At 68.1% G+C, this 24,863-nt stretch carries 20 protein-coding genes and 1 tRNA gene; 13 read left to right on the top strand and 8 right to left on the bottom strand.

What is annotated here, in order from left to right; genetic code table 11:
• Positions 1 to 210 precede the first annotated feature (210 nt).
• From V6W80_RS05910 to V6W80_RS05885, 6 genes are all read left to right on the top strand, one after another.
• Complete coding sequence (locus V6W80_RS05910; RefSeq protein WP_017642399.1) at positions 211 to 1,221, top strand: ABC transporter permease subunit; 1,011 nt, start codon at positions 211 to 213, stop codon at positions 1,219 to 1,221.
• 22 nt (positions 1,222 to 1,243) lie between these two features.
• Positions 1,244 to 2,155: an ABC transporter permease subunit gene (locus V6W80_RS05905; RefSeq protein ID WP_017642400.1), complete on the top strand. Its 912-nt coding sequence runs from the start codon at positions 1,244 to 1,246 to the stop codon at positions 2,153 to 2,155.
• Positions 2,152 to 3,183, top strand: coding sequence for an ABC transporter ATP-binding protein (locus V6W80_RS05900; protein ID WP_017642401.1), 1,032 nt, complete (start codon positions 2,152 to 2,154; stop codon positions 3,181 to 3,183). The genes V6W80_RS05905 and V6W80_RS05900 overlap by 4 nt, the downstream gene beginning before the upstream one ends.
• Positions 3,170 to 4,195 (top strand): peptide ABC transporter ATP-binding protein, encoded by a 1,026-nt coding sequence (locus V6W80_RS05895; RefSeq protein WP_017642402.1) that lies wholly within the window; start codon positions 3,170 to 3,172, stop codon positions 4,193 to 4,195. Before V6W80_RS05900 ends, V6W80_RS05895 begins: the two co-directional genes overlap by 14 nt.
• Before the next feature lie 81 nt (positions 4,196 to 4,276).
• A complete protein-coding gene (locus tag V6W80_RS05890) occupies positions 4,277 to 4,723 on the top strand; it encodes a GNAT family acetyltransferase (RefSeq protein ID WP_338546179.1) in 447 nt (148 codons plus the stop codon).
• 354 nt (positions 4,724 to 5,077) lie between these two features.
• Positions 5,078 to 5,548, top strand: coding sequence for a helix-turn-helix domain-containing protein (locus tag V6W80_RS05885; RefSeq protein ID WP_133859871.1), 471 nt, complete (start codon positions 5,078 to 5,080; stop codon positions 5,546 to 5,548).
• Between the two features lie 132 nt (positions 5,549 to 5,680).
• On the opposite strand, the gene V6W80_RS05880 is transcribed toward V6W80_RS05885, so the two are convergent.
• Positions 5,681 to 6,799 (bottom strand): hypothetical protein, encoded by a 1,119-nt coding sequence (locus V6W80_RS05880; protein WP_338546177.1) that lies wholly within the window; start codon positions 6,797 to 6,799, stop codon positions 5,681 to 5,683.
• Between the two features lie 144 nt (positions 6,800 to 6,943).
• On the opposite strand from V6W80_RS05880, the gene V6W80_RS05875 reads away from it, so the two are divergent.
• The 5 genes from V6W80_RS05875 to V6W80_RS05855 all read left to right on the top strand — a co-directional run bounded on the left by V6W80_RS05875 (position 6,944) and on the right by V6W80_RS05855 (position 12,011).
• Positions 6,944 to 7,249, top strand: coding sequence for a nucleotide pyrophosphohydrolase (locus tag V6W80_RS05875; RefSeq protein WP_338546175.1), 306 nt, complete (start codon positions 6,944 to 6,946; stop codon positions 7,247 to 7,249).
• Entirely contained in the window at positions 7,246 to 8,001 is a 756-nt protein-coding gene (locus tag V6W80_RS05870) for a methyltransferase domain-containing protein (protein WP_338546173.1), read from the top strand. Before V6W80_RS05875 ends, V6W80_RS05870 begins: the two co-directional genes overlap by 4 nt.
• A 46-nt stretch (positions 8,002 to 8,047) precedes the next feature.
• Positions 8,048 to 8,659: a DUF4136 domain-containing protein gene (locus V6W80_RS05865; protein ID WP_338546171.1), complete on the top strand. Its 612-nt coding sequence runs from the start codon at positions 8,048 to 8,050 to the stop codon at positions 8,657 to 8,659.
• A 62-nt stretch (positions 8,660 to 8,721) separates the two neighbouring features.
• The gene (locus V6W80_RS05860) at positions 8,722 to 9,306 is read left to right on the top strand and encodes a DUF4136 domain-containing protein (protein ID WP_338546169.1); all 585 of its coding nucleotides are present in this window, start codon (positions 8,722 to 8,724) and stop codon (positions 9,304 to 9,306) included.
• 161 nt (positions 9,307 to 9,467) lie between these two features.
• Positions 9,468 to 12,011 carry a bifunctional diguanylate cyclase/phosphodiesterase gene (locus V6W80_RS05855; RefSeq protein ID WP_338546168.1) on the top strand — a complete coding sequence of 848 codons (2,544 nt, stop codon included), beginning with the start codon at positions 9,468 to 9,470 and terminating at the stop codon, positions 12,009 to 12,011.
• Between the two features lie 4 nt (positions 12,012 to 12,015).
• On the opposite strand, the gene V6W80_RS05850 is transcribed toward V6W80_RS05855, so the two are convergent.
• The 3 genes from V6W80_RS05850 to nirB form a co-directional block, all read right to left on the bottom strand.
• Positions 12,016 to 12,225, bottom strand: a complete 210-nt coding sequence (locus tag V6W80_RS05850) for a hypothetical protein (protein ID WP_068383766.1) — start codon at positions 12,223 to 12,225, stop codon at positions 12,016 to 12,018.
• A gap of 269 nt (positions 12,226 to 12,494) precedes the next feature.
• Positions 12,495 to 12,851 (bottom strand): nitrite reductase small subunit NirD, encoded by a 357-nt coding sequence (gene nirD / locus V6W80_RS05845; protein ID WP_017642412.1) that lies wholly within the window; start codon positions 12,849 to 12,851, stop codon positions 12,495 to 12,497.
• 2 nt (positions 12,852 to 12,853) lie between these two features.
• Complete coding sequence (gene nirB, locus V6W80_RS05840; RefSeq protein ID WP_338546167.1) at positions 12,854 to 15,403, bottom strand: nitrite reductase large subunit NirB; 2,550 nt, start codon at positions 15,401 to 15,403, stop codon at positions 12,854 to 12,856.
• Between the two features lie 583 nt (positions 15,404 to 15,986).
• Here nirB and V6W80_RS05835 point away from each other — a divergent pair.
• Entirely contained in the window at positions 15,987 to 20,018 is a 4,032-nt protein-coding gene (locus V6W80_RS05835; RefSeq protein ID WP_338546166.1) for a bifunctional nitrate reductase/sulfite reductase flavoprotein subunit alpha, read from the top strand.
• A 9-nt stretch (positions 20,019 to 20,027) separates the two neighbouring features.
• Here the strand turns inward: V6W80_RS05835 and V6W80_RS05830 are convergent, their stop codons facing one another.
• Positions 20,028 to 20,636 (bottom strand): TetR/AcrR family transcriptional regulator, encoded by a 609-nt coding sequence (locus tag V6W80_RS05830; protein WP_338546165.1) that lies wholly within the window; start codon positions 20,634 to 20,636, stop codon positions 20,028 to 20,030.
• Positions 20,637 to 20,780: 144 nt separating this feature from the next.
• Between V6W80_RS05830 and V6W80_RS05825 the strand changes: the two genes are divergently transcribed.
• Positions 20,781 to 21,791 carry a hypothetical protein gene (locus tag V6W80_RS05825; protein WP_184291543.1) on the top strand — a complete coding sequence of 337 codons (1,011 nt, stop codon included), beginning with the start codon at positions 20,781 to 20,783 and terminating at the stop codon, positions 21,789 to 21,791.
• Positions 21,792 to 21,801: 10 nt separating this feature from the next.
• Here V6W80_RS05825 and V6W80_RS05820 read toward each other — a convergent pair.
• The 3 genes from V6W80_RS05820 to V6W80_RS05810 all read right to left on the bottom strand — a co-directional run bounded on the left by V6W80_RS05820 (position 21,802) and on the right by V6W80_RS05810 (position 24,797).
• A tRNA-Sec gene (locus V6W80_RS05820) sits at positions 21,802 to 21,897 on the bottom strand.
• A gap of 9 nt (positions 21,898 to 21,906) precedes the next feature.
• Positions 21,907 to 23,820, bottom strand: coding sequence for a selenocysteine-specific translation elongation factor (gene selB / locus V6W80_RS05815; protein WP_338546164.1), 1,914 nt, complete (start codon positions 23,818 to 23,820; stop codon positions 21,907 to 21,909).
• 89 nt (positions 23,821 to 23,909) lie between these two features.
• Positions 23,910 to 24,797 (bottom strand): LysR family transcriptional regulator, encoded by an 888-nt coding sequence (locus V6W80_RS05810; protein WP_338546163.1) that lies wholly within the window; start codon positions 24,795 to 24,797, stop codon positions 23,910 to 23,912.
• Between the last annotated feature and the right edge of the window lie 66 nt (positions 24,798 to 24,863).

The following is a 24,863-nucleotide window of genomic DNA, read 5'->3' as shown; positions in this document are numbered from 1 at the left end:
CGAACCTACTCGTAGGATCGAACGAGCCTGCTGCCCGCAGGTGGCGTTCGGTACGGACCAGGATGGTCCCTTCAGGGATGAATCCAGACCCACAAGGTCTGAGAGTCAGAGCAAAAGCTCTTTAGCTTTTGCGCGGGCTCTCACTTAAAAACGCGGCCGGGCATGTACTCGCGCCGTCTTGATCAGCCTCAAGAGGAGATACCCCCTCCGATGCTCGCCTTCATCGCCCGTCGCTTCGGGCTGCTGATACCGACGTTCTTTGGCGTCACCCTGCTGACCTTCGCCCTGATCCGCCTCATCCCCGGCGATCCGGTGGAAGTCATGATGGGCGAACGCCGCGTCGATCCGCAGATGCACGCCGAAGCCATGCACCGCCTGGGCCTCGACAAGCCCCTGTACCAGCAGTATTTCGACTACATCGGCAATCTCGCCCAGGGCAACCTCGGCGAATCCCTGCGCAGTCGCGTCGGGGTCTGGGACGAATTCCTGACCCTGTTCCCGGCCACCCTGGAACTCTCGGTGGCGGCCATGCTGTTCGCCACGGTCTTCGGCGTGCTGGCCGGCATCATCGCCGCGCTGAGGCGCGGCTCCACGGTGGACCACGGGGTGATGGGCGTGGCCCTGACCGGCTATTCCATGCCGATCTTCTGGTGGGGCCTGCTGCTGATCATGCTGTTCTCCGTGCAGCTCGGCTGGACCCCGGTTTCCGGCCGCCTGGACCTGCTCTACGACATCCCGCCGCGCACCGGCTTCATGCTCATCGACACCCTGCTCTCCGACGAGCCCGGCGCCTTCGTCGATGCCCTCAAGCACCTGATCCTGCCGGCGATCGTGGTGGGCACCATTCCCCTGGCGGTAATCGCCCGCATGACCCGCTCGGCCATGCTCGAGGTCCTGCGTGAGGACTATGTGCGCACCGCTCGCGCCAAGGGTCTGTCGCCAGGCCGAGTGGTCTTCGTCCACGCCCTACGCAACGCCCTGATCCCGGTACTGACGGTGCTCGGCCTGCAGGTCGGCAGCCTGCTCTCGGGCGCGGTGCTCACCGAGACCATCTTTTCCTGGCCCGGCATCGGCAAGTGGCTGATCGAGGCCATCGGCGCCCGGGACTACCCGGTGGTGCAGAACGGCATCCTGCTGATCGCCACCCTGGTCATCCTGGTCAATTTCGTCGTGGACATCCTCTACGGCCTGGTCAATCCGCGCATCCGCCACCAGCGTTGATGCGCCCATACGGACAGAGCCTATGACAACGGTAAACACCCCGGCCGCTCAAGACCCGAGCGCCCTCTATCCCTCTCCCTTCAAGGAGTTCTGGCACGCCTTCGCCCGCAACAAGGGCGCCCTCGGTGGGCTGGTCTTCATGGTCATCGTGGTGTTCTGCGCGCTCTTCGCGCCCTGGGTCGCACCCCATGCGCCCAGCGAGCAGTTCCGCGACTTCATGCTCACCCCGCCGCTGTGGCTGGACGGTGGCAACAGCCAGTTCCCGCTGGGCACCGACGAGCTGGGGCGTGACCTGCTCAGCCGACTGATCCACGGCGCCCGGCTGTCGCTGCTGATCGGCCTGGCCTCGGTGGTCTTCTCGCTGATCCCCGGCATCCTGCTCGGCCTGGTCGCCGGCTTCTCGCCCAACCGCGCCGGTCCAGTGATCATGCGCCTGATGGACATCATGCTGGCGCTGCCCTCGCTGCTGCTGGCCGTGGCCATCGTCGCCATCCTCGGCCCAGGCCTGATCAACACCGTAGTGGCCATCGCCATCGTCTCGCTGCCGTCCTATGTGCGCCTGACCCGCGCCGCAGTGATGGGCGAACTGCACCGCGACTACGTCACCGCCTCGCGGCTGGCCGGCGCCGGCACCCTGCGGCTGATGTTCGTCAGCGTGCTGCCCAACTGCATGGCGCCGCTGATCGTCCAGGCCACCCTGAGCTTTTCCTCGGCGATCCTCGATGCCGCCGCCCTGGGCTTCCTCGGCCTCGGCGTGCAGCCGCCCACCCCCGAGTGGGGCACCATGCTGGCCTCGGCCCGCGACTACATCGAACGCGCCTGGTGGGTGGTGACCCTGCCGGGTCTCGCCATCCTCTTCACCGTGCTGGCCATCAACCTGATGGGCGACGGCCTGCGCGATGCCCTCGATCCGCGTCTGAAGGTGCAGTCATGAGCCTCCTCGAAATCCAGAACCTCTCGGTGCGCTTCGGCGGCACCGACGCCCCGCCGGTGGTGGAAGGCCTCGATCTCACGGTGGATCAGGGCGAGATCGTCGCTATCGTCGGTGAATCCGGCTCCGGCAAGTCGGTGACCATGATGGCCGTGATGGGCCTGATCGATCATCCCGGTCGCATCACCGCCGACCGCCTGGCCTTCGACGGCCAGGACCTGCTCAGCCTCAAGGGCCGCCGCCGGCGGCACCTGATAGGCAAGGAGCTGTCGATGGTCTTCCAGGACCCGATGACGGCGCTCAACCCCAGCTACACCGTGGGCTTCCAGCTGGAAGAGGTGATCCGCCAGCACCTGGGCCTCAAGGGTCGCGCCGCTCGCCAGCGCGCCCTGGAATTGCTGGAAAAGGTCGAGATCCCGGCCGCGGCCAGTCGCCTCGGCGCCTATCCGCACCAGCTGTCCGGGGGCATGAGCCAGCGCGTCGCCATCGCCATGGCCATCGCCGCCGAGCCGCGCCTGCTGATCGCCGACGAACCCACCACCGCCCTGGACGTGACCATCCAGGCGCAGATCATGGAACTGCTGGTCAATCTGCAGCGCGACGAAGGCATGGGGCTGATCCTCATCACCCACGACCTCGCCGTGGTGGCCGAGACCGCCCAGCGCGTGGTGGTGATGTATGCCGGCCAGGCGGTGGAGAAAGGCGTGGTGCCGACGCTGTTCGACGCCCCCGCCCATCCCTACACCGAAGCCCTGCTGGCGGCCATTCCCGAACACAGCCAGACCGACCGCCTGCACACCCTGCCCGGCATCGTCCCCGGTCGCTACGACCGGCCGGCCGGCTGCCTGCTCAGCCCGCGCTGCCCCTATGTGCAGCCGCGCTGCCAGGAGCGCCCGGCGCTGGAGCCCTACGATCGCGGGGCGGTGCGCTGCTTCTTCCCGCGCAACGTAGCGCCCGGCGAGGTGCCCGAGGTGCTGCCCGAACATCAACGTCCCAGCCAGTTGCCGGAGGATCGCCATGGCGCCGTCTGAAGCCACCGTCCTCGCCCGCTCCACCCCTGCGGAGCAGGCGCCCGAGCACCTCGTGCTCGAAGCCAAGGGCCTGACCCAGCACTATCAAATCTCCCGCGGGCTGTTCAAGGACAATGCCACGGTCAAGGCGCTCAACGGCGTCTCCTTCGACCTGCAGGCCGGGCGCACCCTGGCCGTGGTGGGTGAGTCCGGTTGCGGCAAGTCGACCCTGGCCCGCGCCCTGACCCTGATCGAGCAGCCCACCGCCGGCAGCCTGGTCATCGGCGGCCAGGACGTGGCCAACGCCGACGCCGCCCGGCGCAAGGAACTGCGCCGCGAGGTGCAGATGGTGTTCCAGAATCCCTATGCCTCGCTCAATCCGCGGCGCAAGATCGGCGACCAGCTGGCCGAGCCGCTGCAGATCAACACCAGCCTGTCCCGCAGCGAAAGGCGCGAGAAGGTGCAGGCGATGATGCAGCAGGTGGGCCTGCGTCCGGAGCACTACCAGCGCTATCCACACATGTTCTCCGGTGGCCAGCGCCAGCGTATCGCCGTGGCCCGCGCCATGATGCTGCAGCCCAAGGTGCTGGTGGCGGACGAGCCGACCTCGGCGCTGGACGTATCCATCCAGGCGCAGGTGCTCAACCTGTTCATGGATCTGCAGCAGCAGTACCGCACGGCCTATGTGTTCATCTCCCACAACCTCTCGGTGGTGCGCCACATCGCCGACGAGGTGATGGTGATGTACCTGGGCTGCATCGTCGAAAAGACCAGTCGCGACCTGCTGTTCGAGCGGCCCCTGCATCCCTATACCCAGATGCTGCTGTCGGCCACCCCGAGTCTGCACCCGGATCCAAGCAAGCCGCGCATCCGCATCCAGGGCGAACTGCCTAATCCGCTGGATCCGCCACCCGGTTGCGTCTTCCACCGGCGCTGCCCCTATGCGACGGAGAAGTGCAAGACCGAGGTGCCGGCGCTGCGCAACGTGGAAGCCCGCCAGGTGGCCTGCCACTATGCGGAGAACTTTCTCTAGCTGGAAAAGCTGATCGCGGCCATGGGCCGCTCCTACAGGGTGTACCGTAACCTGTAGGAGCGGTCGCTACGGCGCACCGCCATGGCCGCGATGGAGATCCCGCGCCCCATGCACATCCGCCCCTTCCAGTCCGCCGACACCGAGGCCGTGGTCAATCTCTGGCAGGCTTGCGGTCTGACCCGCCCCTGGAACGATCCCTACCGCGACATCCAGCGCAAGCTTGCCGAGCAACCCGAGTTGTTCCTGGTGGGCGAGGTGGACGGCATCCTCATGGCCAGCGTCATGGTCGGCACCGACGGCCATCGTGGCTGGCTCTATTACCTGGCGGTGGCACCGGAGCATCAGCGGCGTGGCCACGCCCGGCGGCTGGTGGCGACTGCCGAACAGCTGCTGAGCGAACGCGGCTGCCCCAAGCTGCAGCTGATGGTGCGGCGGGACAATGCGGCGATCATCGGCTTCTATGCGGCCTTAGGTTATGTAGAAGCCGAGGTCATCACCCTGGGCAAGCGGCTGATCGCCGACGATTAGGGTGGAAGGCGGCGAAGCCCTGTCCGCTGGCGATACTCAACGCCCAGTGGAAAACGCCCAGCGGCTTTCCACGCTACGGACCGATAGCGTCCGTAGCGTGGGTAACGGTGCAGCCTTACCCCCGCGGAGTTGAACCTGCTGTGGAAATCCCTGGACGGTTTTCACCGCGTGTAGCCGGTGTAGAGTGGATGGACAGGGAAGAGCCTGTGAGGAGACGGGCTTCCGCCTTCCCTGTCAGCGAGGCCGTCAGGTCCCTGTCACCTCGCTGTCAGGCTGCTGTCGGGTTGTCGTCGTGTCGGACAGAAGGCCCTGCGGCTAGGCTTTTGCTCGTCCACCACCGCTGGAGAAACCGAGATGCAACTGCCCAACAAGATCAAGGAACACCGCCTGGCCCGAGCGTGGTCGCAAGAGCAGCTGGCTGAACTCGCGGGCATCAGCACCCGTACGGTGCAACGCATCGAAAATGGCGAGCAGGCCAGTCTGGAGACCCTGAGCGCCCTGGCTGCCGTTCTGGAAATCAGCGTTGCCGACCTGACAGGGCAAGCCACTCAAGCAGTGGGATCCGCTGCAGACGAGCGAATCGCGAATGCCCGTGAACAGGTCGCCGCCGAGATCGGCTTCTATTGGCAGGTGCTGCGCGGCATGGTCATCTGTGTCTTTCTCTATGTGCTCAATCGCGCGACCTCGCCTGAGAGCCACTGGTCCCTGTGGGTCGCCGCCATCTGGGGAATTCTGTTGCTGGGTCGTGGCATCCAGACCTTTTTCCTGCGCGACAGGATCGCTCTCTGGCAGCACGCCCGGCTGCAAAAGCTCTTGCGGAAGTAGGAAAGGCCACTGATCGGCACCAGCGTTAGGCGCAGCTGAACCGCCTAGCTGGTCATGGCGCTGCTACTGGGCAGCCAGACCTTCGAGGCAGGCGGCGCTGTTGGGCTTCGCTGCGCTCAGCGCCAACCTACGTCAGCGGGGCAGGAGGTTCACCAATGGCCCTGGGTGCTTGCGGACCTCGGCGTAGGGCACCAGGGTGCCACCGGGTTCGTCGCAGCTGCGGGCGGCGCGGTAGAAGGTCGGGCCCAGGTAGAGGCCCTTGGGCGTCAGGTACCAGGGCGCGAATTGCCAGACGTCGGCGCTGCGATAGTCGCAGCCATCACCGTCGGCCGGCGCCTGCATCAGCTCCGGATACAGCCGGGTGAACAACCGCACCACCCAGGGCGCCAAGGTCTGTTCCCGATAGTCCGCCAGGGCCTGGGAATAGCGATCCTCCGGCGCCGGACGAAGCGGCTGGCCGTGGCCCAGCCAGAGGAAGTCTTCCAGCGCCAATTCCTGCCCGGTCTGGAGATCCAAGGTCAGGGGTGCGCTGCCGAAATCCGGGTGGGCCGCGCCGCTGCAGCTGTATTGGCTGAACAGATTGACGCTAAGCACCCGCTGGGTGAGCAACTGCGGTGTCACCTGCAAGCTGTGCTCGCCATCAGGGCCGATGCAGCTCAGATGGGCGTCTACCTCCGCCCAGAGCCGGTCACGCAGCACGGCATTGGCCGCCTCGCTGGCGCCCGCCACGGTGAACAGCCGCATGCCCGACACCGGCTCGCGCCACCAATGCAGCTCACGGCCCATGAAGGTCTGGCGCTCACCCTGCTCCAGGGTCAGCCCCTGCAGGCGGCGGAATTCGTAGGGATCGTCCTGGCGCAGTGTCTGGCGATAGCGATCCGCCGCCGCGGACTGTTCCAGCTGCAGCGGCGCCAGGGCGAGCGGCAAGGTCTTGCCGGCACCGCTCCAGGTACCGCTCCAGTGACCGTCCTTGCCGCGCGTCAGCGACCAGCTGGCCTTAGGGCCGTCCTGCCAGGGCGCACCCTCCTCCAGCCTGAGCTGGTCGCCCGATTGCGCCGGCCCGCTCAGGCGCAGATCGCGGCGATAGCGGTCATAGAAGTAGCGGCCAGAGGCTTCGTCATTGGCGGTGGGATCCACCTCCACCACCACCCGGGACTGGCCGAGAGTGCCTTCCAGCAGCAGCTTTTCGGCATGGGCGGCGCTGGTGATCATCAGCAGCGTCAGCAACGGTCCGGACAGGCGAAATTTCATCAGGGCTCCAGCGGCCAGCGTATCGGTGATGGGCCCAGAGTAGAGCAGTAGCGCCGGACTGTCGCGCAGAGACCAGCGGACAAGACACTGCCGCGCCCTGGTCCCGCCATGGGACAATGACGTTTTGCCAATCCCTGGACGCCCATGGACCTTCCTGCCCTGCTCACCCGCCTGCACGCCATCCGCGATGCCAACGCCTGGCGGCGCTATCACAACCCCAAGAATCTGGCGATGGCGGCCAGCGTCGAGATGGCCGAGCTGGTGGAGATCTTCCAGTGGAAAAGCGATGCCGAGGCCCGCGCGCTGAGCGCCGCCGAGCGCGAACACGCCGGCCAGGAAATCGCCGACGTGCTGCTCTATCTCCTGCAACTGGGCAACGAACTGGAGCTGGACGTGGAGCAGGCGGTGCTGGCCAAGCTGGCCGACAACGAGAGGCGCTTCCTGCCGTGAGCGATACCTTCTTCGACGACCGCGCCACCCGTTTCGCCGCCAACATCTATGGCGGCACCAAGGGCGCCATCCGCCTGGCCGTGCTGCAGGCGGATCTCGCCGAGGTACTGCCTGGGCGCCCCCTGCGGGTGCTGGACATCGGTGCCGGCCTGGGCCACATGAGTCTCTGGCTGGCCCAGCAGGGCCATGCCGTGACCCTGGCCGAGCCGTCGGCGACCATGCTCGCCGGCGCCCAGGAGGCCTTTGCCGCGGCCGGGGTCAGCGCCGCCTGGCTGGCGCTGCCCTGGCAGGAGTTGCCCGCCTTCGCCGAGCCCTTCGACCTGGTGCTCTGCCACGCGGTGCTGGAATGGCTGGAGACGCCCACGGCGATCCTGCCCACGCTAGAGCGCTGCCTGGCCCCGAACGGCTGGCTGTCCCTGGCCTTCTACAACCGCGACGCCCTGATCTATCGCAACCTGCTCAAGGGGCATTTCCGCAAACTCAGGCAGGGCGATTACGCGGGCGCCGGCCAACGGGGCCTCACCCCGCAACGGCCCCTCGATCCGCGCGAAGTCGAGGCCTGGCTGGCGCCGGACTGGCGGATCCAGGCGCGCAGCGGCGTACGGGTCTTTCACGACTACATGCCGCCGGAGTTCCAGGCTCGCGCCAACGGCGAGGAACTGGTGGCCATGGAGTTGGCCCACCGGCGGCACCCGGCTTTCGCGGGCCTGGGGCGCTATCTGCATTGGCTCTGCCAAGCTAAGGCAGGATAACGCCGGGCGCGGTATGCTCTGGCCAGCATTCCTTCGAGGAACGGTCATGCGTCGCCCCCTGCTCTGCCTGTCGCTCGCGTTGCTCGCCCTGGCCGGTTGCCAGACGCCCAATCCCTATGTCGCCAGCAGCCTCCCGGAGGCCGCGGTGCCGGTACTGCCGCAGCAGGATCCGGCGGCCTATCCGCCAGCGCCCCGCGACTGGAGTCGCTATCGCACCTGGAGTTGGGCACCGGGTGCCGCGGTGGTCAGCGGTGGCCTGGATGGCCAGACCGTGCAGCAGGCGGTGGCCGATGGCCTCGACCAGCGCGGCTTGCGACCGGCCATCGGCGGTGCCCGCGCCGATCTTCAGGTGCGTGCCCGCCTCACCCAGCAGCAGCGCAGCGAGCAGTACACCGACTACTACGACACCGGCTACGGCTACGGCGGCTACGGGCCCTATGGCTATGGCCCCGGCTATGGCGCCACGGTCGGCCAGGCGCGGACCCGCACCCGGACGTTTGTGGTCGATGTGCTGGAGGTGGAATTGCTCGATCCCGCCACGGGGCGCGTGCTCTGGCATTCGGCCGCCGAGCAGGCCACCGGCGGCAACAGCGGCGAACGCGCACGCACCCTGAGAGACACCACCCGCCGCCTGCTGGCCAACTATCCGCCGAGCTGAGGGGATAAGTGGCCCTCAAGCCAGTCCAAGCAGACTACTACCCTCACCGCCGAAGATCGCCCATGAAACGTTGCCTCCTGCTGCTTGCGGTCCTCCTGCTGACGGCCTGCGCCGAACGCGGCCCGCGCAATCTGGACTATGACGCCAGCCGCGACTTCGCCGCCTATCGCAGCTGGGGCTGGGCGGATCCGGCCATCGAATACCGCCCCAACGATCCGTGGGTGCGCAGCGATCTCACCGAGCAGCGCCTGCGCGACTCGGTCAGCGGCGGCCTCGACCAGCGTGGGCTACGTCCCGCCATGGCCGGTGCGCGCCCGGACTTGAAGATCAAGCTCTATGTGATCCTCGATCAGCGCCAGCAGAGCTTCAGCTATGCCGATCCTTACTGGGGACCGGGCTGGGGTGGCCCCTGGGGCTCCGCCTGGGGCCCTGGTCCCTGGGGGCCGAGCTATGTACGCACCCAGACCGTCACCTACCCGGTGATGACGGTGCAACTCGACATGCTCGATGGCCGCGACGGCAAGCTGGTCTGGCGCGCCAGCGAAGAGCGCCTGCTGGACGACCAGAACGCCACGCCCGCGCAACGTAGCGCCGCCTTCAGCCGCCTGATCAACGAGTTGCTCATCAGCTACCCCCCGCGACCTTGAGCGGTCGACCGTCCGGACAGCTCAACGCTGCCCCTGGTCCGACGGTGAGCAGACGGCGGTTGGGCGGTATCGGATAATGGCCCCTGGCCAGGCACCCCTCGCGCCGTCTTTGGCCACCTCGCGGGAAACCTGACTGTCGTCCAGCGCCATCCAGGTTCAGCATGCCGTCCACACCCATCGCTACCCGCCGCAGCCATCGTCTGTTGCTGCGCCTCTTTCCGGTCATCTGCGCCCTGCCGATCCTGCTCGGCCTTGGCTGCTACCTGCTGATCAGGACCGCCTCCAGCCAGGACGCCGATGTCCAGCAGCGGGCGCGGACCTATATCACCCGCACCCTGGAGCAGGTGGAAAACGAGATCGGCCATAACATCATCAACTACGCCAAGTGGGGCGAGGCCTACAAGCACCTGCACCTGAAGGTCGATCGCTTCTGGGCCGACGAGGAGCGTAACGTCGGCGACATCCCCTATGAGCTCTATGGCTACAACGGCGTCTTCGTGCTGGATCCTCAGGATCGCACCGTCTACGCGGTGATCGACGGGCAGCCAACGGAGCGCACGGCCGCGCAATGGCTGGAAGGGGATCTCACTGCCCTGCTGGCGGCGACTCGCAAGCGACCTGGAGAAACCGAAAGCCTGGTGCGGATCCTGAGTGTCGGCGGCGTCCCTGCGCTGGTCGCCGCCGCCACCATCACGCCGGGCGCGAGCTATGGCGTCACGCCGGGCGCCGGCGTGCCCTCGGTGATGCTGTTCGTCAATGTGCTCGACCCCGCGACCCTAGCTCATCTCAGCGACACCTACGGGCTACCGACGCTGCAGGCCTCCCGGCTGCCTCTGCCCGATCATGAATCCCTGCGCCCGCTGGATTCACCACTGTTGCTCAACTGGCAACCCCCACGGCCCGGCGCCCAGTTGCTGCGCCGGACGCTACCGGTGTTCCTGGCCGGGGTGCTGTTGCTCGGCCTGGTGCTGGCGCTGCTGATCCGCCATGCGCTGAATTCGGCCCGGCAGCTCGACCAGCAGTTCGATGCCCTGATCGCCAGCCAGGCCGAGCTAAGCCGCAGCGAAAGCCGCTTTCGCGAACTCGCCGAGGCGGCCTCCGACTGGCTCTGGGAAAGCGCTGCCGACGGCCGCATCACCTATCTGTCCGAACGCTTCGCTCGCATCACCGGGCATGCGCCTGGCAGCTGGCTCGGTCGGCCACTCGCGGAGCTGTTCAGCAGCGAGACGACCCGCCTGGCCGCCTGGCTCCAGGACAAGGCTCGCCATCTCGACGAGCGCCAGGTGCTGCGCTGCCATTACCGCGACCGCCTGGGGCATTCCCGGGTCTGCGAGATCACCGCGCGGCCCCTGCCCAAGGACGCCGGCTTCCGCGGGACCGCCAGCGACATCACCGCCGCGGTCAACGCCCAGGCCGAGATCGAGCATCTGTCGCAACACGACAGCCTGACCGGCCTGGCCAATCGCCTGCACTTGCAGCACTACCTCGCCCGCAAACTGGCGCAAGCCCGGACGCCGCTGACACTGCTCAGCCTGGATCTGGATAGATTCAAGCCGGTCAACGACAGCCTCGGCCACGCCGCCGGCGATCGGGTCCTGCAAGAAATCGCCCGGCGCCTGCAGGCCAGTCTGAGGCCCGGCGGCCTGGTGGCGCGCCTAGGGGGCGACGAATTCATCGTGGTGCTGCTCGGCCACCTGGATGTGGCGACGGTCGACCAGATCTGTGCGCGCCTGGTAAGTGCCATCGGCCGGCCGATTCCCCTGGAGGAGCAGACCGTCAGCGTCGGCACCAGCATCGGCATCGCTCAGGCACCGGAGCAGGCCAGCCAGGTCGAGGACTTGCTGCGCCTGGCCGACATCGCGCTCTACCAGGCCAAGGCCGCGGGCCGCAACGGCTGGTGCTTTCATGCACCGGCCATGGACGCCCAGCTCAGCCAGCGTCGTGACCTGGAACAGGAACTGCGCCAGGCCTTGGCGCGCGACCAGGTGCGCCTGGCCTACCTCCCCCGCCGGCGCACGACAGACGGCACTCTGAGTGGCGTCGAAGCCCAGCTGCACTGGGCCCACCCGATACGCGGAACGTTACCGCCAGAGGCCTTCCTGCCCCTGGCCGAAGAGACCGGACTCAGCGCTCCCCTGGGGCTCTGGCTGTTGGATAGCGCCTGTCGCGCCGCAGCGGCCTGGCCCGCGCCGCTGCGGCTGGTCATTAGCGTGTCGCCTCGTCAGTTCGAGGATGCCAAGGCCCTGGTGGAGGTAGTCGCCCAGGCCTTGCAGACCAGTGGCCTGGCAGCGGAACGCCTGGAGCTGCAGCTGCCCGAGGCGCTGCTGCGGGTAGACGGTGATCCGCCGCTCCCTCAACTCCAGGCGCTCAACGCCCTGGGCGTGCGCCTGAGCCTGGCCGATTTCGGCAAAGGCCTCGGCGCCTTCGATGCACTGCGCCAGCCCCTGCTGGAGGGCATCAGCCTCGATAGCCAGCTCATCGCCCACCTGGACCAGCGGCAGGCAGATGCCGCCATCGCCCAGGCGCTGATCGGTCTGGGACGCACCCTGGGGCTCTGGGTGGCAGCGACGGGCGTCGAGACATCAGGCCAGTTGGCCTGGCTAAAGGCGCAGCACTGCGCCGAAGTCCAGGGCCCGCTGTTCGGCCACGCCCTGTCCGACCGCGAACTGGCGGCGCTGCTGGATACCGACCTACGGGCTGGGTGAGGACCTAGAGTCGCTCCAGCCACCCCAGGTCGCCGCCACGGGCCGGTACCGGATAGCAGCCATAGGGCGCATAGCCGTGGCTACAGACCGGATCGGCGCGCAAGGCGGGTTCTCCCACCGGTTGCGCGCGCCAGCCTTCCAGCAGGGCGATGGCGGCCAGGGCCAGCAGCAGGGCGATGAACAGCGCGGAGCGAATTGTTCTTGTCAGGCGCATGATGACCTCCCGCAGGGCGACTGCCAGGATCGGCAGACAGCGTCCCCGCTCCTTGAGTATCGCCCCGACCAGGCATTTTCGCCTGCCTGGACCCGCACCTATCGCGCAACGCTGCACTACGGTGGGTGCAACAGTTAGCCGCCTAGGTGCGGTGATCACCCGGGCAAGGCTGCGCCGTTGTCCAGGCTACGCGAGCTCCGCGCCACGCCATACCGCCCCCTCTCCCTCCGGGAGAAAAGTGGGGTGAGGGAAGGCCAGACGCGAAAGCCTCAGGCGATCTCCACCCGCTCCCCGTTCAGCCGTACCGCCCAGGTGGGCAGCGCCTGCTCGGGGTATTCCAGGCAGCCACCGTCCGCCAGGCGGAAATGCTGCTTGTACAGCGGCGAGGCGATCACCAGGTCTTGGCCCAGTTGGCCGACGATGCCGCGGCCGATGACATTGGCGCCGGACTTGGGATCGCGATTGCCCACGGCGAAGACCTTCTGCTCGGTCTCGGGTAGATAGAACAGCGCCACCTGCTCGCCCTCGTACAGGGCCACCACACCGGACTGGGGCACCAGATCGGTCAGGTGGCACAGGGGTTGCCAGCGGGGCTCCAGGGCGCGAGCGGTATTGGTCTGGGTCATGGTCAAGCCTCCTCGGTGACGGCGATGAGCTGAAGTTCGTGGTGACGCGCCGGCCGGCGCTGGCCGCGCTCCTTGACGAAGTGGATGTCCGGGTCGTTGCCGCGCTGGTTGACGAAGGTCCGGAAGCGCTTGAGCTTGTCGGGATCGTTCAGGGCATTGGCCCATTCGCATTCGTAGCGATCCACCACCAGCTGCATCTGGGCTTCCAGCTCGGCACTCAGGCCCAGGCTGTCTTCGATGATCACCTGCTTGAGGTAGTCGAGGCCGCCCTCCAGCGACTCGCGCCACACCGAGGTGCGCTGCAGGCGGTCGGCAGTGCGGATGTAGAACATCAACAGGCGGTCGATGTAGCGGATCAGGGTCTCGTCATCCAGGTCGGTGGCGAACAGCTCGGCATGGCGTGGCCGCATGCCGCCGTTGCCGCAGACATAGAGATTCCAGCCGTTCTCGGTGGCGATCACGCCGATGTCCTTGCTCTGGGCCTCGGCGCACTCGCGGGTGCAGCCGCTGACAGCGAACTTGAGCTTGTGCGGCGCGCGCAGGCCCTTGTAGCGGTGCTCGATGTCCAGCGCCATCTTGACGCTGTCCTGCACCCCGTAGCGGCACCAGGTGCTGCCGACGCAGCTTTTCACCGTGCGGGTCGACTTGCCGTAGGCATGGCCGGTCTCGAAGCCGGCGGCGATCAGCTCGCCCCAGATGTCCGGCAATTCGTGCAGCTGGGCGCCGAAGAGATCGATGCGCTGGCCGCCGGTGATCTTGGTGTAGAGGTCGTACTTCTTCGCCACCTGGCCGATGGCGATCAGGCCTTCCGGGCTGATCTCGCCACCCGGAATGCGTGGCACCACCGAATAGGTGCCGTTCTTCTGCATGTTGGCCATGAAGGTGTCGTTGGTGTCCTGCAGCGGCACCAGGTGCGGATCGGTGATGGGCGCGTTCCAGCAGGAGGCCAGGACGTTGGCCACCGCCGGCTTGCAGATGTCGCAGCCATGGTGGCCGCGACCGTGACGCGCCAGTAGCTCGTCGAAGCTCTGGATGCCTTCCACCCGTACCAGGTGATAGAGCTCCTGGCGCGTGTGGGCGAAGTGTTCGCAGAGACTCTTGTCGACCTCGACGCCCCGGGCGATCAGCTCGTGCTCGAAGACCTGCTTGACCAGCGCCGCGCAGCCGCCGCAACCGGTGGCGGCCTTGGTGCAGCTCTTGATGCCGGCGAGATCGGTGCAGCCGGCGTCGATGGCGGCGCAGACCGCGCCCTTGGTGACGTTGTGGCAAGAGCAGAGGGTGGCGGTGGCCGGCAGGGCATCGGCGCCCAGGGTCGGGGCGCCCTCGCCCACCGGCATGATCAGGCTGGCCGGGTCCTGGGGCAGCGGGATGCCGTTCTGGGCGTATTGCAGCAGGGTGTCGTAGTAGCTGTTGTCGCCCACCAGCACGGCGCCGAGCACGTGTTTGCCGTCGGCGGAGACCACCAGGCGGCGATAGCTGGCGCTGGCTTCGTCGATGTAGCGATAGCTGCGCGCCCCGGGCGTGGCGCCGTGGGCATCGCCGATGGAGCCCACGTCCACGCCCAGCAGCTTGAGCTTGGTGGACATGTCGGCGCCGGTGAAGGGCGTGGCCTGGCCGTGGCAGAGGGTGGCGGACACCAGGCGCGCCATCTGGTAGCCCGGGGCGACCAGGCCGAAGACGCTGCCGTTCCAGGCGGCGCACTCGCCGATGGCATGGATGAAGGGGTCGCTGGTCAGGCAGCCGTTGTCCACCGCCACTCCGCCGCGGGCGCCGAGTTCCAGGCCGCAGCTGCGGGCCAGGGCGTCCTGGGGACGGATGCCGGCGGAAAACAGGATCAGGTCGGTCTCGAGGAAATCCTCGCCGGCGAAGTTCATGCGGTAGCGGTACTCGCTGCCGGCGGTGATGTTCTGGGTGGCCTTGGACAGGTGCACGCCCACGCCCAGGTCTTCGATGCGCTGGCGCAGGGCGGCACCGCCCAGGTCGTCCAGCTGCACCGGCATCAAGCGCGGGGCGAATTCCACCACATGGGCTTCCAGGCCCAGGGATTTCAACGCATTGGCCGCTTCCAGGCCGAGCAGGCCGCCGCCCACCACTACGCCGCGGCGCGCCTTGGCGGCGGCCAGGCGGATGGTGTCCAGGTCGTCCAGGGTGCGATAGACCAGGCGTGAGTCGCCTTCGGCGCCCTCGATGGGCGGCACGAAGGGATAGGAGCCGGTGGCCAGTACCAGGCGGTCGTAGCCAAAGGCGCCTTCAGGGGTCAGCACCTCACGCTGTTCGCGGTCGATGCCGGTCACCGCGCAGCCCAGGTGCAGCACCAGGCCGGGCACGGCATAGAGGTCGGCTGCGCTCATCGCCAGGGATTCGGCGTCACGGCCGGCGAAGTATTCCGAGAGATGCACCCGGTCGTAGGCGCGCTGACGCTCTTCGCCGAAGACGTGGATCTCGTAGTGGTCCAGGGCGCCGGCCGCCAGCAGCTGCTCAACGAGGTGATGGCCGACCATGCCGTTGCCGACGACGATCAGGCGTTCTTTGCGGGTCACGATGCTGTTCATGGAGGCTATCCCCCGGCCGAGGCCAATCAGGTTGAGTCGCGGCAAATAAAAAGGCGCCTGAAACCTTGCGGTCTCAGGCGCCTTTGCCTGTTCTATGTAGGGAGGAGCCCTGGGCTCTGCTCCGTGCCCGCCGCCTGCAGTGGCTGTCGATCGCCGTTGATCGACCGGGCGACCCGAAAATGCGGGTCTGTCAGGGCTTTTGCATCGGCTGTGCCAGTTCTGCCTGATCGCCTGGAGATCCGCCACTGGCGCGGCCTGCAGCCAGCAGAGGGCATCGCCGACTCGCCACCGGCTACCCGCCAGCCGGAACCACAACGGTGCAAGGCAAGGCCTGCCTGCCCCGTCACGGCGCACATCACCCGTGGTTGCCATGACGTCGAGCAGGACTACCGCCCCTCCGCCAGACCAGCAGTCATGCGCTCCCTGAGCCCGTCGGACCAAGCTGGCGCGGGCCTTGCTAAATACCCAGCATGGAGCGGTCAACGCCGATCGCCCCCTTTCACGACAAAGGCGCCGTGTTCGTCTCCCTCCGGGGAGCACGACCGGCGCCTTTTCGCTTTCTGGTTCTCGAAGGATCCTTGCCATGGCCACTACCCACATCAAGAGCGTCTGCCCCTACTGCGGCGTCGGCTGCGGGATCGTCATGCAGGTGGAAGATGGCCGGATCACCAAGGTCAGCGGCGATCGCGACCATCCCGCCAATCGCGGCCGCCTCTGCACCAAGGGCAGCACCAGCCACCAGGCGCTGGTGGACAGCGGGCGCATGGCGCAGGCCTACGTCCGCCACGACCGCTCCCACGAACCGGTGCAGACCGCGCTGGACCAGGCCGTCGCTGCCACCGCCGAGCGGTTGCGTGCCATCCTCGACCGCCACGGGCCGGACGCCATCGCCTTCTATGTGTCCGGCCAGCTGTCGCTGGAGGCCCAGTACCTGGTAAGCAAGCTGGCGCGGGGCTTCATCGGCACCAACCAGCTCGAATCCAATTCCCGGCTGTGCATGGCCAGCGCCGGCACCGGCTACAAGCTGTCCCTTGGCGCCGACGGCCCGCCCGGCTCCTACGACGACCTCGACCACGCCGATCTCTTCCTGGTCAGCGGCGCCAATATGGCCGACTGTCACCCCATCCTCTTCCTGCGCCTGCTGGATCGGGTCAAGCGCGGCGCCCGGCTGATCGTCATCGATCCGCGGCGCACCGCCACCGCCGAGAAGGCCGATCTCTTCCTGCAACTGCGCCCGGGCACCGATCTGCTGCTACTCAATGGCCTGCTGCACCTGTTGCACGCCGAGGGCCATCTGGACGAAGCCTTCATCGCCGCCCATACCGAAGGCTGGGAGGCCATGCCCGATTTTCTCGCCGACTACAGTCCCGCGCGCGTGGCCGCCGGGACGGGGCTGGCCGAGGCGGACATCCGCACCGCCGCGCGCTGGATCGGCGAAGCCGGCGAATGGACCAGCCTCTGGACCATGGGCCTGAATCAGAGCACCCATGGCACCTGGAGCACCAACGCCCTGTGCAACCTGCACCTGGCCACCGGCAAGATCTGCCGCCCCGGCAGCGGCCCCTTCTCCCTCACCGGCCAGCCCAACGCCATGGGCGGGCGCGAGATGGGCTACATGGGCCCCGGCCTGCCCGGCCAACGCAGCCTGCTGTCGGCCGCCGACCGCACCTTCGTCGAGCGGGCCTGGGACATTCCCGAGGGCACCCTGCACACCCGTCTTGGCCAGGGCACCGTCGCCCTGTTCGAGGAGCTGGCCGCCGGCACCGTGAAGGCCTGCTGGATCATCTGCACCAACCCGGTGGCCAGCGTGGCCAATCGCGAGACGGTCATCCGCGGCCTGCAGGCCGCCGAACTGGTGATCACCCAGGACGCCTTTCTCGACACCGAGACCAATCCGTACGCTGACATCCTCCTGCCCGGCGCGCTCTGGGCCGAGGCCGACGGGGTGATGATCAACTCCGAGCGCAACCTGACCCTGGCGCCCCAGGCCGTCAATCCGCCCGGCGAGGCCCGCGCCGACTGGCGGATCATCGCCGACGTCGCCTGTGCGATGGGTTATGGCGAGCACTTCAGCTACGCCTCGGCCGCTGAGGTGTTCGACGAGATCCGGCAATTCCACAACCCCCAGACCGGCTACGACCTCCGCGGTGCCAGCCATGCCCGGCTGCGCCAGACGCCGCTGCAATGGCCCTGCCCCAGCCAAGAGAGTGATCCGCGCCAACCGATCCGCTATCGCAACGACGGTCGTAGCCAGACCCTGCGCCTGGGTGAGACCGGCGAACCGACCGCCCTCAACTTCGCCACCGCCAGCGGCAAGGCGCAATTCTTCGCCCGTCCCCACCTGGATCCGGCGGAATTACCCGATGCCGACTACCCCTTCGTGCTCAACACCGGCCGCCTGCAGCACCAGTGGCACACCCTGACCAAGACCGGCAAGATCGCCGCCCTCAATCGCCTCAATCCGGCGCCCTTCGTCGAAGTGCATCCCCAGGATGCCAAGGCCCTGGGCCTGGCGGCGGGCGACCGGCTGGAGATCACCTCGCGCCGCGGCCGTGCCGTGTTGCCGGTGACCCTCAGCGACCGGGTCCAGCCCGGCAACTGCTTCGCGCCCTTTCACTGGGCCGACGTCCAGGGCAACGACCTGGCCATCAATGCCGTCACCAGCGACGCCGTCGATCCGCTCTCGCTGCAACCGGAACTCAAGGTCTGCGCCGTGCGCCTGACCCGCGTCGCCACCATTCCCCACCGCCAATTGCCGGCCGACGAGCCCGTCGCAGAGAGCGCTCAGTTGCCCGCCCTGGCGCGCCTGGCCGAGCTCACCGGGGTCGCAACCGCGGTACGGCCCCAGCTCAGCGCTGCCGAGCGCACCTACCTGTCCGGCTTCATGGACGGCCTGCGCGACGGCGCGACCCAGGGAATACCCTGCCTGCCGGCCCAGGCGCCGCTGGCCGCCAACACCCGCCTCTGGCTCGACGGCCTGCTCGCCGGGTTGTTCAGCCGCCTGCCGGAAAGCCAAGCTGTCGGCCTGGAGATGGCCCCGGCCTCCCAGGCCGACCTGGTGGTGCTTTGGGCGTCCCAGACCGGCAACGCCGAAGCCCTGGCCGAGCGCTGCGTCGCCCGCCTGTGCCAGACCGGTCTCAGCGTGGAATTGCACGACATGGCCGCCTATGCCGTGGAACGCCTGACCGGTGCCCGCCGCGTCCTGCTGGTCAGCAGCACCTTTGGCGATGGCGAAGCCCCGGACAATGGCCAGGCCTTCTGGCAGGGCCTCGATCGGCTCGACGCCTCCCTGGCCGAACTGGACTACGCCGTGCTGGCCCTGGGCGATTCCACCTACGACCAATTCTGCGGCCACGGCCAGCGCCTCGACGCCCGCCTGGCCGAACTCGGCGCCCGCCGCCTCTGCCCACGGCTGGACTGCGACGTCGATGGCCTCGATGGCGCCGATGCTTGGCTGGCCGCCCTGCAAGGGCAGCTGGCCCCCCAGGCCACCAGCGTGCCCCTGGCGACTCCGGCCACCACCCATCGCCCGAGCACGGTGCCGGCGCGACTGGTCATCAACCGGAGACTCAACAGCGCCGGATCCAACAAGGAGGTGCGGCTATTCGGTTTCGAGTCCGAGCAACCCCTGGCCTACCAGGCCGGCGACGCCTTGAGCGTGAAGGCGCGCAACTGTCCGGAGCTGGTCGAGGAAGTCCTCGCCCTCGCCGGACTGGATGGCGAACAACCGGTCGCCGTCCCCAAGGTCGGCGAGCTGTCGCTGCGCCAGGCGCTGGGCGAACACTACGAGATCGCCCGCCCCAACCCCGAGATCCTGGCGCTGATCGCCGAGCGCAGTGGCAATGCCGATTGCCACGCCCTGCTGGGCGACCGCGACGACCTCAAGCGCTGGCTCTGGGGTCGGCAACTGGCCGATGTGCTGGCCCGCTTTCCCGCCCGCCATGACGCCAGTGAGTTGCTCAGCAGCCTCAAGCGTTTGCAGCCGCGGCTCTATTCCATCGCTTCCAGCCCCCTGGCCCATGCCGGCCAGGTGCACCTCACCGTCTCGGCGGTGCGCTACGGTAATCGCAAGGGCGTGGCCTCCACCTTTCTTGCCGACCGCCTGCAGGACGCCACCACCGAGGTGCATATCCAGTCCTCGCGCCATTTCCGCCTGCCGGACCAGGGCGACGTCCCGCTGATCATGATCGGCCCCGGCACCGGTATCGCGCCCTTCCGCGGCTTTCTCCACGAGCGCTGCGCCCGGGGCGATCAGGGCCGCAACTGGCTGTTCTTTGGCGAGCAGCACGCCGCCCATGACTTCTACTACCGTGACGAACTGGAAGCCTTCCAGCGCGATGGCCTGCTGGACGAACTCAGTCTGGCCTTCTCCCGCGACCAGGCCGAGAAGGTCTATGTGCAGGATCGGCTGCGCGAACGCGGCGCCGAGGTCTGGCGCTGGCTGCAGGACGGCGCCCGCGTCTATGTCTGCGGCGACGCCAGCCTCATGGCCAAGGACGTCGACCAGGCCCTGCGCCAGGTGGTGGCGACCCACGGCCACCTCAGCGACGAGGCCGCCAGCGAGTACCTGCGCGGGATGAGCGAGCAGAAGCGCTATCTAAAGGACGTCTACTAGCGCCGGCCGCTACAGCACCGCGTGCACCAGGCGGGTGAAGGCCTCGATGGCCTCGCGCTCGCCCAGCGCCCCGCGCACCACGGCCGCGGCCAGGGCCTCGCCGGCGCCGACCAGACCGATGCAGGACACCTGCAACTCCGCGGCGGGTCTTTTGCTGTGCGGCGTGAGCACCGCCGCCACCATCTGGGTGCCATGTTCCAGCAACTCCTGGTACACCGCCGTCTTTTCCTCACTCCCCGCCAGCGCCGCCGCCACTACGCCGACTTCACCCTGCATGTCGGTCACGCAGCGGATGTAGCCCTCGGCCAGCGCCGCGCTGGCCTCTTCGGCGCTCTGCTGTCGGGCGGTCATGGCCTGGCGAAAGGCATCCATCTGCGCCAGATCGAGCCAGCGATAGAGCTCGATGAGCAGCCCCGAGCGAGTACCGAAATGCTCGTAGACGACCGGTTTGGAGACGCCCGCCTGCACGGCCAGATAGCCCAGGGTCAGGCGATCCGCGCCTTCTTCCCGAACGATGACCCGTGCCGTTTCCAGCAATTGCTGACGCCGGGCTGCCTTTGAGAGACGCCGTCCGGTCCCTTCGGAGACCGGTTTTTCAGGGATGGATTGCTCTGCCATTGGTCAAGTCTTCTTGCAAACCTACTAAAGGTAGGTTAATTCTGAACTGGAACCTACTCCTGGTAGGTTAATGCGGAGTACAGCCCCTTGCAATCGGCTGTGCGGTCTCCGGAACCTCAGCACTGCAACGAAGAGGACAGCATCATGCCACTGCAACCCATACTCTTTGCCGGCGGTTCGGGCACGGTAGGCCGCCAGGCCATCCACTGGTTTCGCCAGCGCCAGCCTGACTGGCCGCTGCTGGTCGGCGGCCGCAACCTCGCCACGGCCGAGGATGTCGCCCAGGCCGCCGGCCAGGCCTGGGCGGTGCGCCTGGATCTCGACCAGCCGGGGCTGGGATTGGATCCCGCTCTCACCCCGGCAGCCATGATCATGCTGGCACCGGATCAGGCCCTGCACGGCTTGCGCCTCGCCCAGCACCTGGGCATCCCCTATCTCAATGCCAACACCGGCGTCACCGAACTGGGGCCGGAGGTCGCCCAGTTCATGCACCGCCCCAACGCGCATGCCCTGGTGCTGTCCAGCCACTGGGCTTCGGGTGCCGCCCTGGCGCTGGCACTCGATCTCGCCCGCCGCTTCACCCGGGTCGCGGCCATCGGTATAGAGGTTTTGCTGGATGAGGCGGACCCGGCCGGTCCCCTGGCCTGGGAGGACATGGAGCGGGTGCACAGCACGGCGCCCGCTGCCCTGGCATTCCATCATGGACGCCGCGCCTGGCTGAGCGGTGCCGACCTGCAGGGCAGCGTCACCGCGCTGGACGGTCGCACGCTGACCGCCACGGCCTTCGGCTCCATCGATCTGCTCAGTCTCTGGACCACCACCGCCGCCCCGGAGCTCCGCTTCGACATCGCCATGGGCGAGTCCTCCAGCCGGCGGCGGGGCGCGGAAACGGCGGCCGAGATCGCGGTCAGGGTGACCGGTGAAAGGGACGGCCAGACCACCCGTGCACGCGCCGTGCTGGAATTCAACCAGGGGCAGGCCTCGCTGACCGCCCTAGGGCTGGTGCTGTCGCTGGAGCGAGTGCTGGGCCTGGCGGGCGGTGAACGCCTGCCGGCGGGTCTCTATATGCCCGAACACCTCTGGGCGGCCGAGTGGTTTCTGCAGGAGTTGCAACGGGAGGGCGCGGTGATCCATCACCAGACGGATGGGCACTGACGGCGAAAAATGGCGGAAGGCAGTGGGAGTCGAACCCACCCGGGAACGGCTGCCGTCCCCAACCGGGTTTGAAGCCCGGCCACGCCACCGGGCGTGATTGCCTTCCTCTGTTGCGCTAGCCCTCGGCCGCGCGGGCCCAGGCGCTGTCCGGGCGAACCCGGCGCTCGTCACCGAAGCGACGGGTGAAACCGATGCGATCCAGGCATTCGAGGATCTGGATGCTGCGCTTGCGACCGATGCCGAGAGCATCGCGGAAGGCCGCGGCGCGAATGATCCCTGCTTCGCGCTCCAGGCGCAATGCCTCGCCGGCCGCGGCTTCCAAGCTGGCCTGGGGATAGAAGAGATCCCTGACCACCTGGGTCAGTTCCCCCAGTCGGGCCAGTTTGCGCAGCAACAGCCGCACCTCGGCCTCGGGCTGACCCAGGCTCTTGGCGAGATCGCGGGTCCAAGGCGGATCGAAGCGCTGGGCCGTGAGCAGCGGCCAGAGCCTGGCCTTGAGCCCCTCCTCTGCCGCGGTGAGGCGTACCCGGTGATCGGGCAGGTGCAACCAGGGACCGCTGCTCTGCAGTCGTCCCTCGGCCAGGGCCGTCTCCAGCAGGGCCAGATAGACCGCCCGCTCCAGTTCCGGCGCGGCGATGCGGCGGAGGCGATCCCGATCCGGACCCAGCTCGTCGGGTTGTTCCTGGTGAAAGGTCGCCAACGCCTCGCTCAGGCGCTCGAGCGCTGCCTGCCACAGAGCCGCCGCGAACAGGCGCGGACCAACCCGCGTGTCCACTCTCAGGGTGTCGGCGGGCAGTTGCCAGTCGCCTTCGGGTCGGTTGAACTGACGCGCCAGCAGCCGTGGATCGAGACCGCCGTCGGCCTGGGCCAGGAGTTCAGGCAGCGCCTCCTCCAGACCGCCCCGACGCAGTGCCTGGAGTTGTGCCAGTCGCTGCGGCGTGCGGCGATGGCGCGCCGGGGCGAAGGGATCGAGCAGCCGGGCCCCGCCCAGGGTGCGCTGGGCGGACTGGTCACGTAGCACCAGGCGATCGCCATGCACCCCGTGCAGCGGCGCATTGAGTACCAGCTGTGCCAGGGCCATGGCGCCGGGGGCCAGGCTGTCGCCTTCCAGCAGGGCGACGCGCCCGGTGAGATCCTGGGCGCCCAGGTGCACGTGCACTGGCGTCCAGTGCGCCAGGTTGCGCGCCTCGCCAGGCAGCAGCCGTAGCTCCACGTCGATCCGGGTGGTGGGCGCATGCAGCGCCTCGGCCACCAGCCAGTCACCGCGGGCGATACTGTCGGTGCTCAGCCGCTCGCCGGCGAGATTGAGCGACACCCGCTGACCGGCCTGAGCGATTTCCGCCGCGCGATTCTGGGCGTGCAATCCTCGCACCCGCAGGCGCTGGCCACGCGGGGTGAGGATGAGTTCGTCGCCGACGGCCACCTGGCCGGCGAAGGCGGTACCGGTGACCACCACCCCGGCCCCGGCGACGCTGAATACCCGGTCCACGGCCAGGCGAAAGCCGCCGCGGGCGTTGCGCTGGCGCACCTGACCCAGGGCCGCGAGCAAGGCGGCGCGCAATTCGGGGATGCCCACGCCGCTGGGGCTGGCCACCGGATACAGCGGCGCTCCGGCAAAGGGGCCGGCGGCCAGCAGCGCACTGACGTCCTGACGCACCTGGGCCAGTCGCTCGGCATCCACCCGATCGGCCTTGGTCAGGGCCACCAGCAGCCGGGGAATGCCGAGCAATTCGAGGATCGCCAGGTGCTCGCGGGTCTGCGGCATGACGCCGTCGTCGGCCGCCACCACCAGCAGGGCCAGATCCAGGCCGCTGGCGCCCGCCAGCATGTTGTGCACGAAGCGCTCGTGACCGGGGACGTCGATGAAACCGGTAAGCCCGCCGTCGCCCAGATCGGCATAGACATAGCCCAGGTCGATAGTGATGCCGCGCGCCTGCTCCTCGCGGCGGCGGTCACCGGCGACCCCGGTGAGGGCCTGGATCAGAGCGGTCTTGCCATGGTCGATGTGACCGGCGGTGCCGATGATCATGGGCACGGTACCAGGCGGATGAACAGGGACGTCATGGCGGCTCCAGGCGGCGGACTGGCGCTCAGGGTAGCGGCGCCCCGCGCGATCGCCTAGCCATGACGCTCGCGCAAGAAGGCCACGAAGGCCCGCAGCGGGGCCGGTAGCTGGCGGCGATCCGCATAGTAGAGCCGCGGACCGGGAAAGGCCGTGGACCAGTCCGTCAGCACCTCGACCAGGCGGCCGTCGGCCAGGGGTTCGGCCAGGTAGTCGGCGAAGGAATAGATCAGGCCGACACCGTCGAGGGCGGCCTGCAATTCCAGATCGAGTGTCGAGGCCAGCAGGCGACTGCCCGGCGCAACGTTGATGACCTCGCTGCCACGCTCGAAGCTCCACTGCGCCACCAGGCCGCTGGCGAAGCGATGCCCGATGCAAGAATGCCGGACCAGGTCGGCGGGGTGTGCCGGTACGCCGTGTCGTTCCAGGTAGGCAGGGGTTCCGGCCACGGCGAATCTCTGGGTGACCGGACCCAGCCGTACGCTGATCATGTCGGCCTCCAGGTGCTCGTCGTAGCGCACCCCGGCATCGAAACCCGCGGCGAGCACGTCGATCAGCCGGTCCTCGGCCACCACCTCCAGGCGAATGCCCGGATGCCGGGCCAGGAAGGGACCGATCAGCGGCGGCAGCAGTACCCGGGCGACGATGGTGGGCACATTGAGTCTCAGGCTCCCCACCGGACTCTCGCCCTCGGCATTGATGGCGTCCAGCGCGCCGCGCACCTCGCGCAGCGCGGGGGTGAGGCGCTCCAGCAGACGCTGGCCGGCCGCGGTGGGCGTCACGCTGCGGGTGGTGCGGTGCAGCAGCCGGACATCCAGCTCCCGCTCCAGCCGCCGCACCGCATCGCTCAGCGAAGACGCCGCCACGCCGCGCACATAGGCGGCGCCACGAAAGCTGCGGGCCTCGGCCACGGCGGCGAAGGCCGCCAGGTCATCCAGATTCAAGGCGCCTCCATTGTACGGCTGAGCGAACAGGTCGTTGTGTCGAGAGCGGATTATCGCACAGCGTCA

The organism is Pseudomonas benzopyrenica, assembly GCF_036884265.1.
Taxonomy (GTDB): domain Bacteria; phylum Pseudomonadota; class Gammaproteobacteria; order Pseudomonadales; family Pseudomonadaceae; genus Chryseomonas; species Chryseomonas benzopyrenica.
This window is presented reverse-complemented; position numbering and strand designations above follow the sequence as displayed.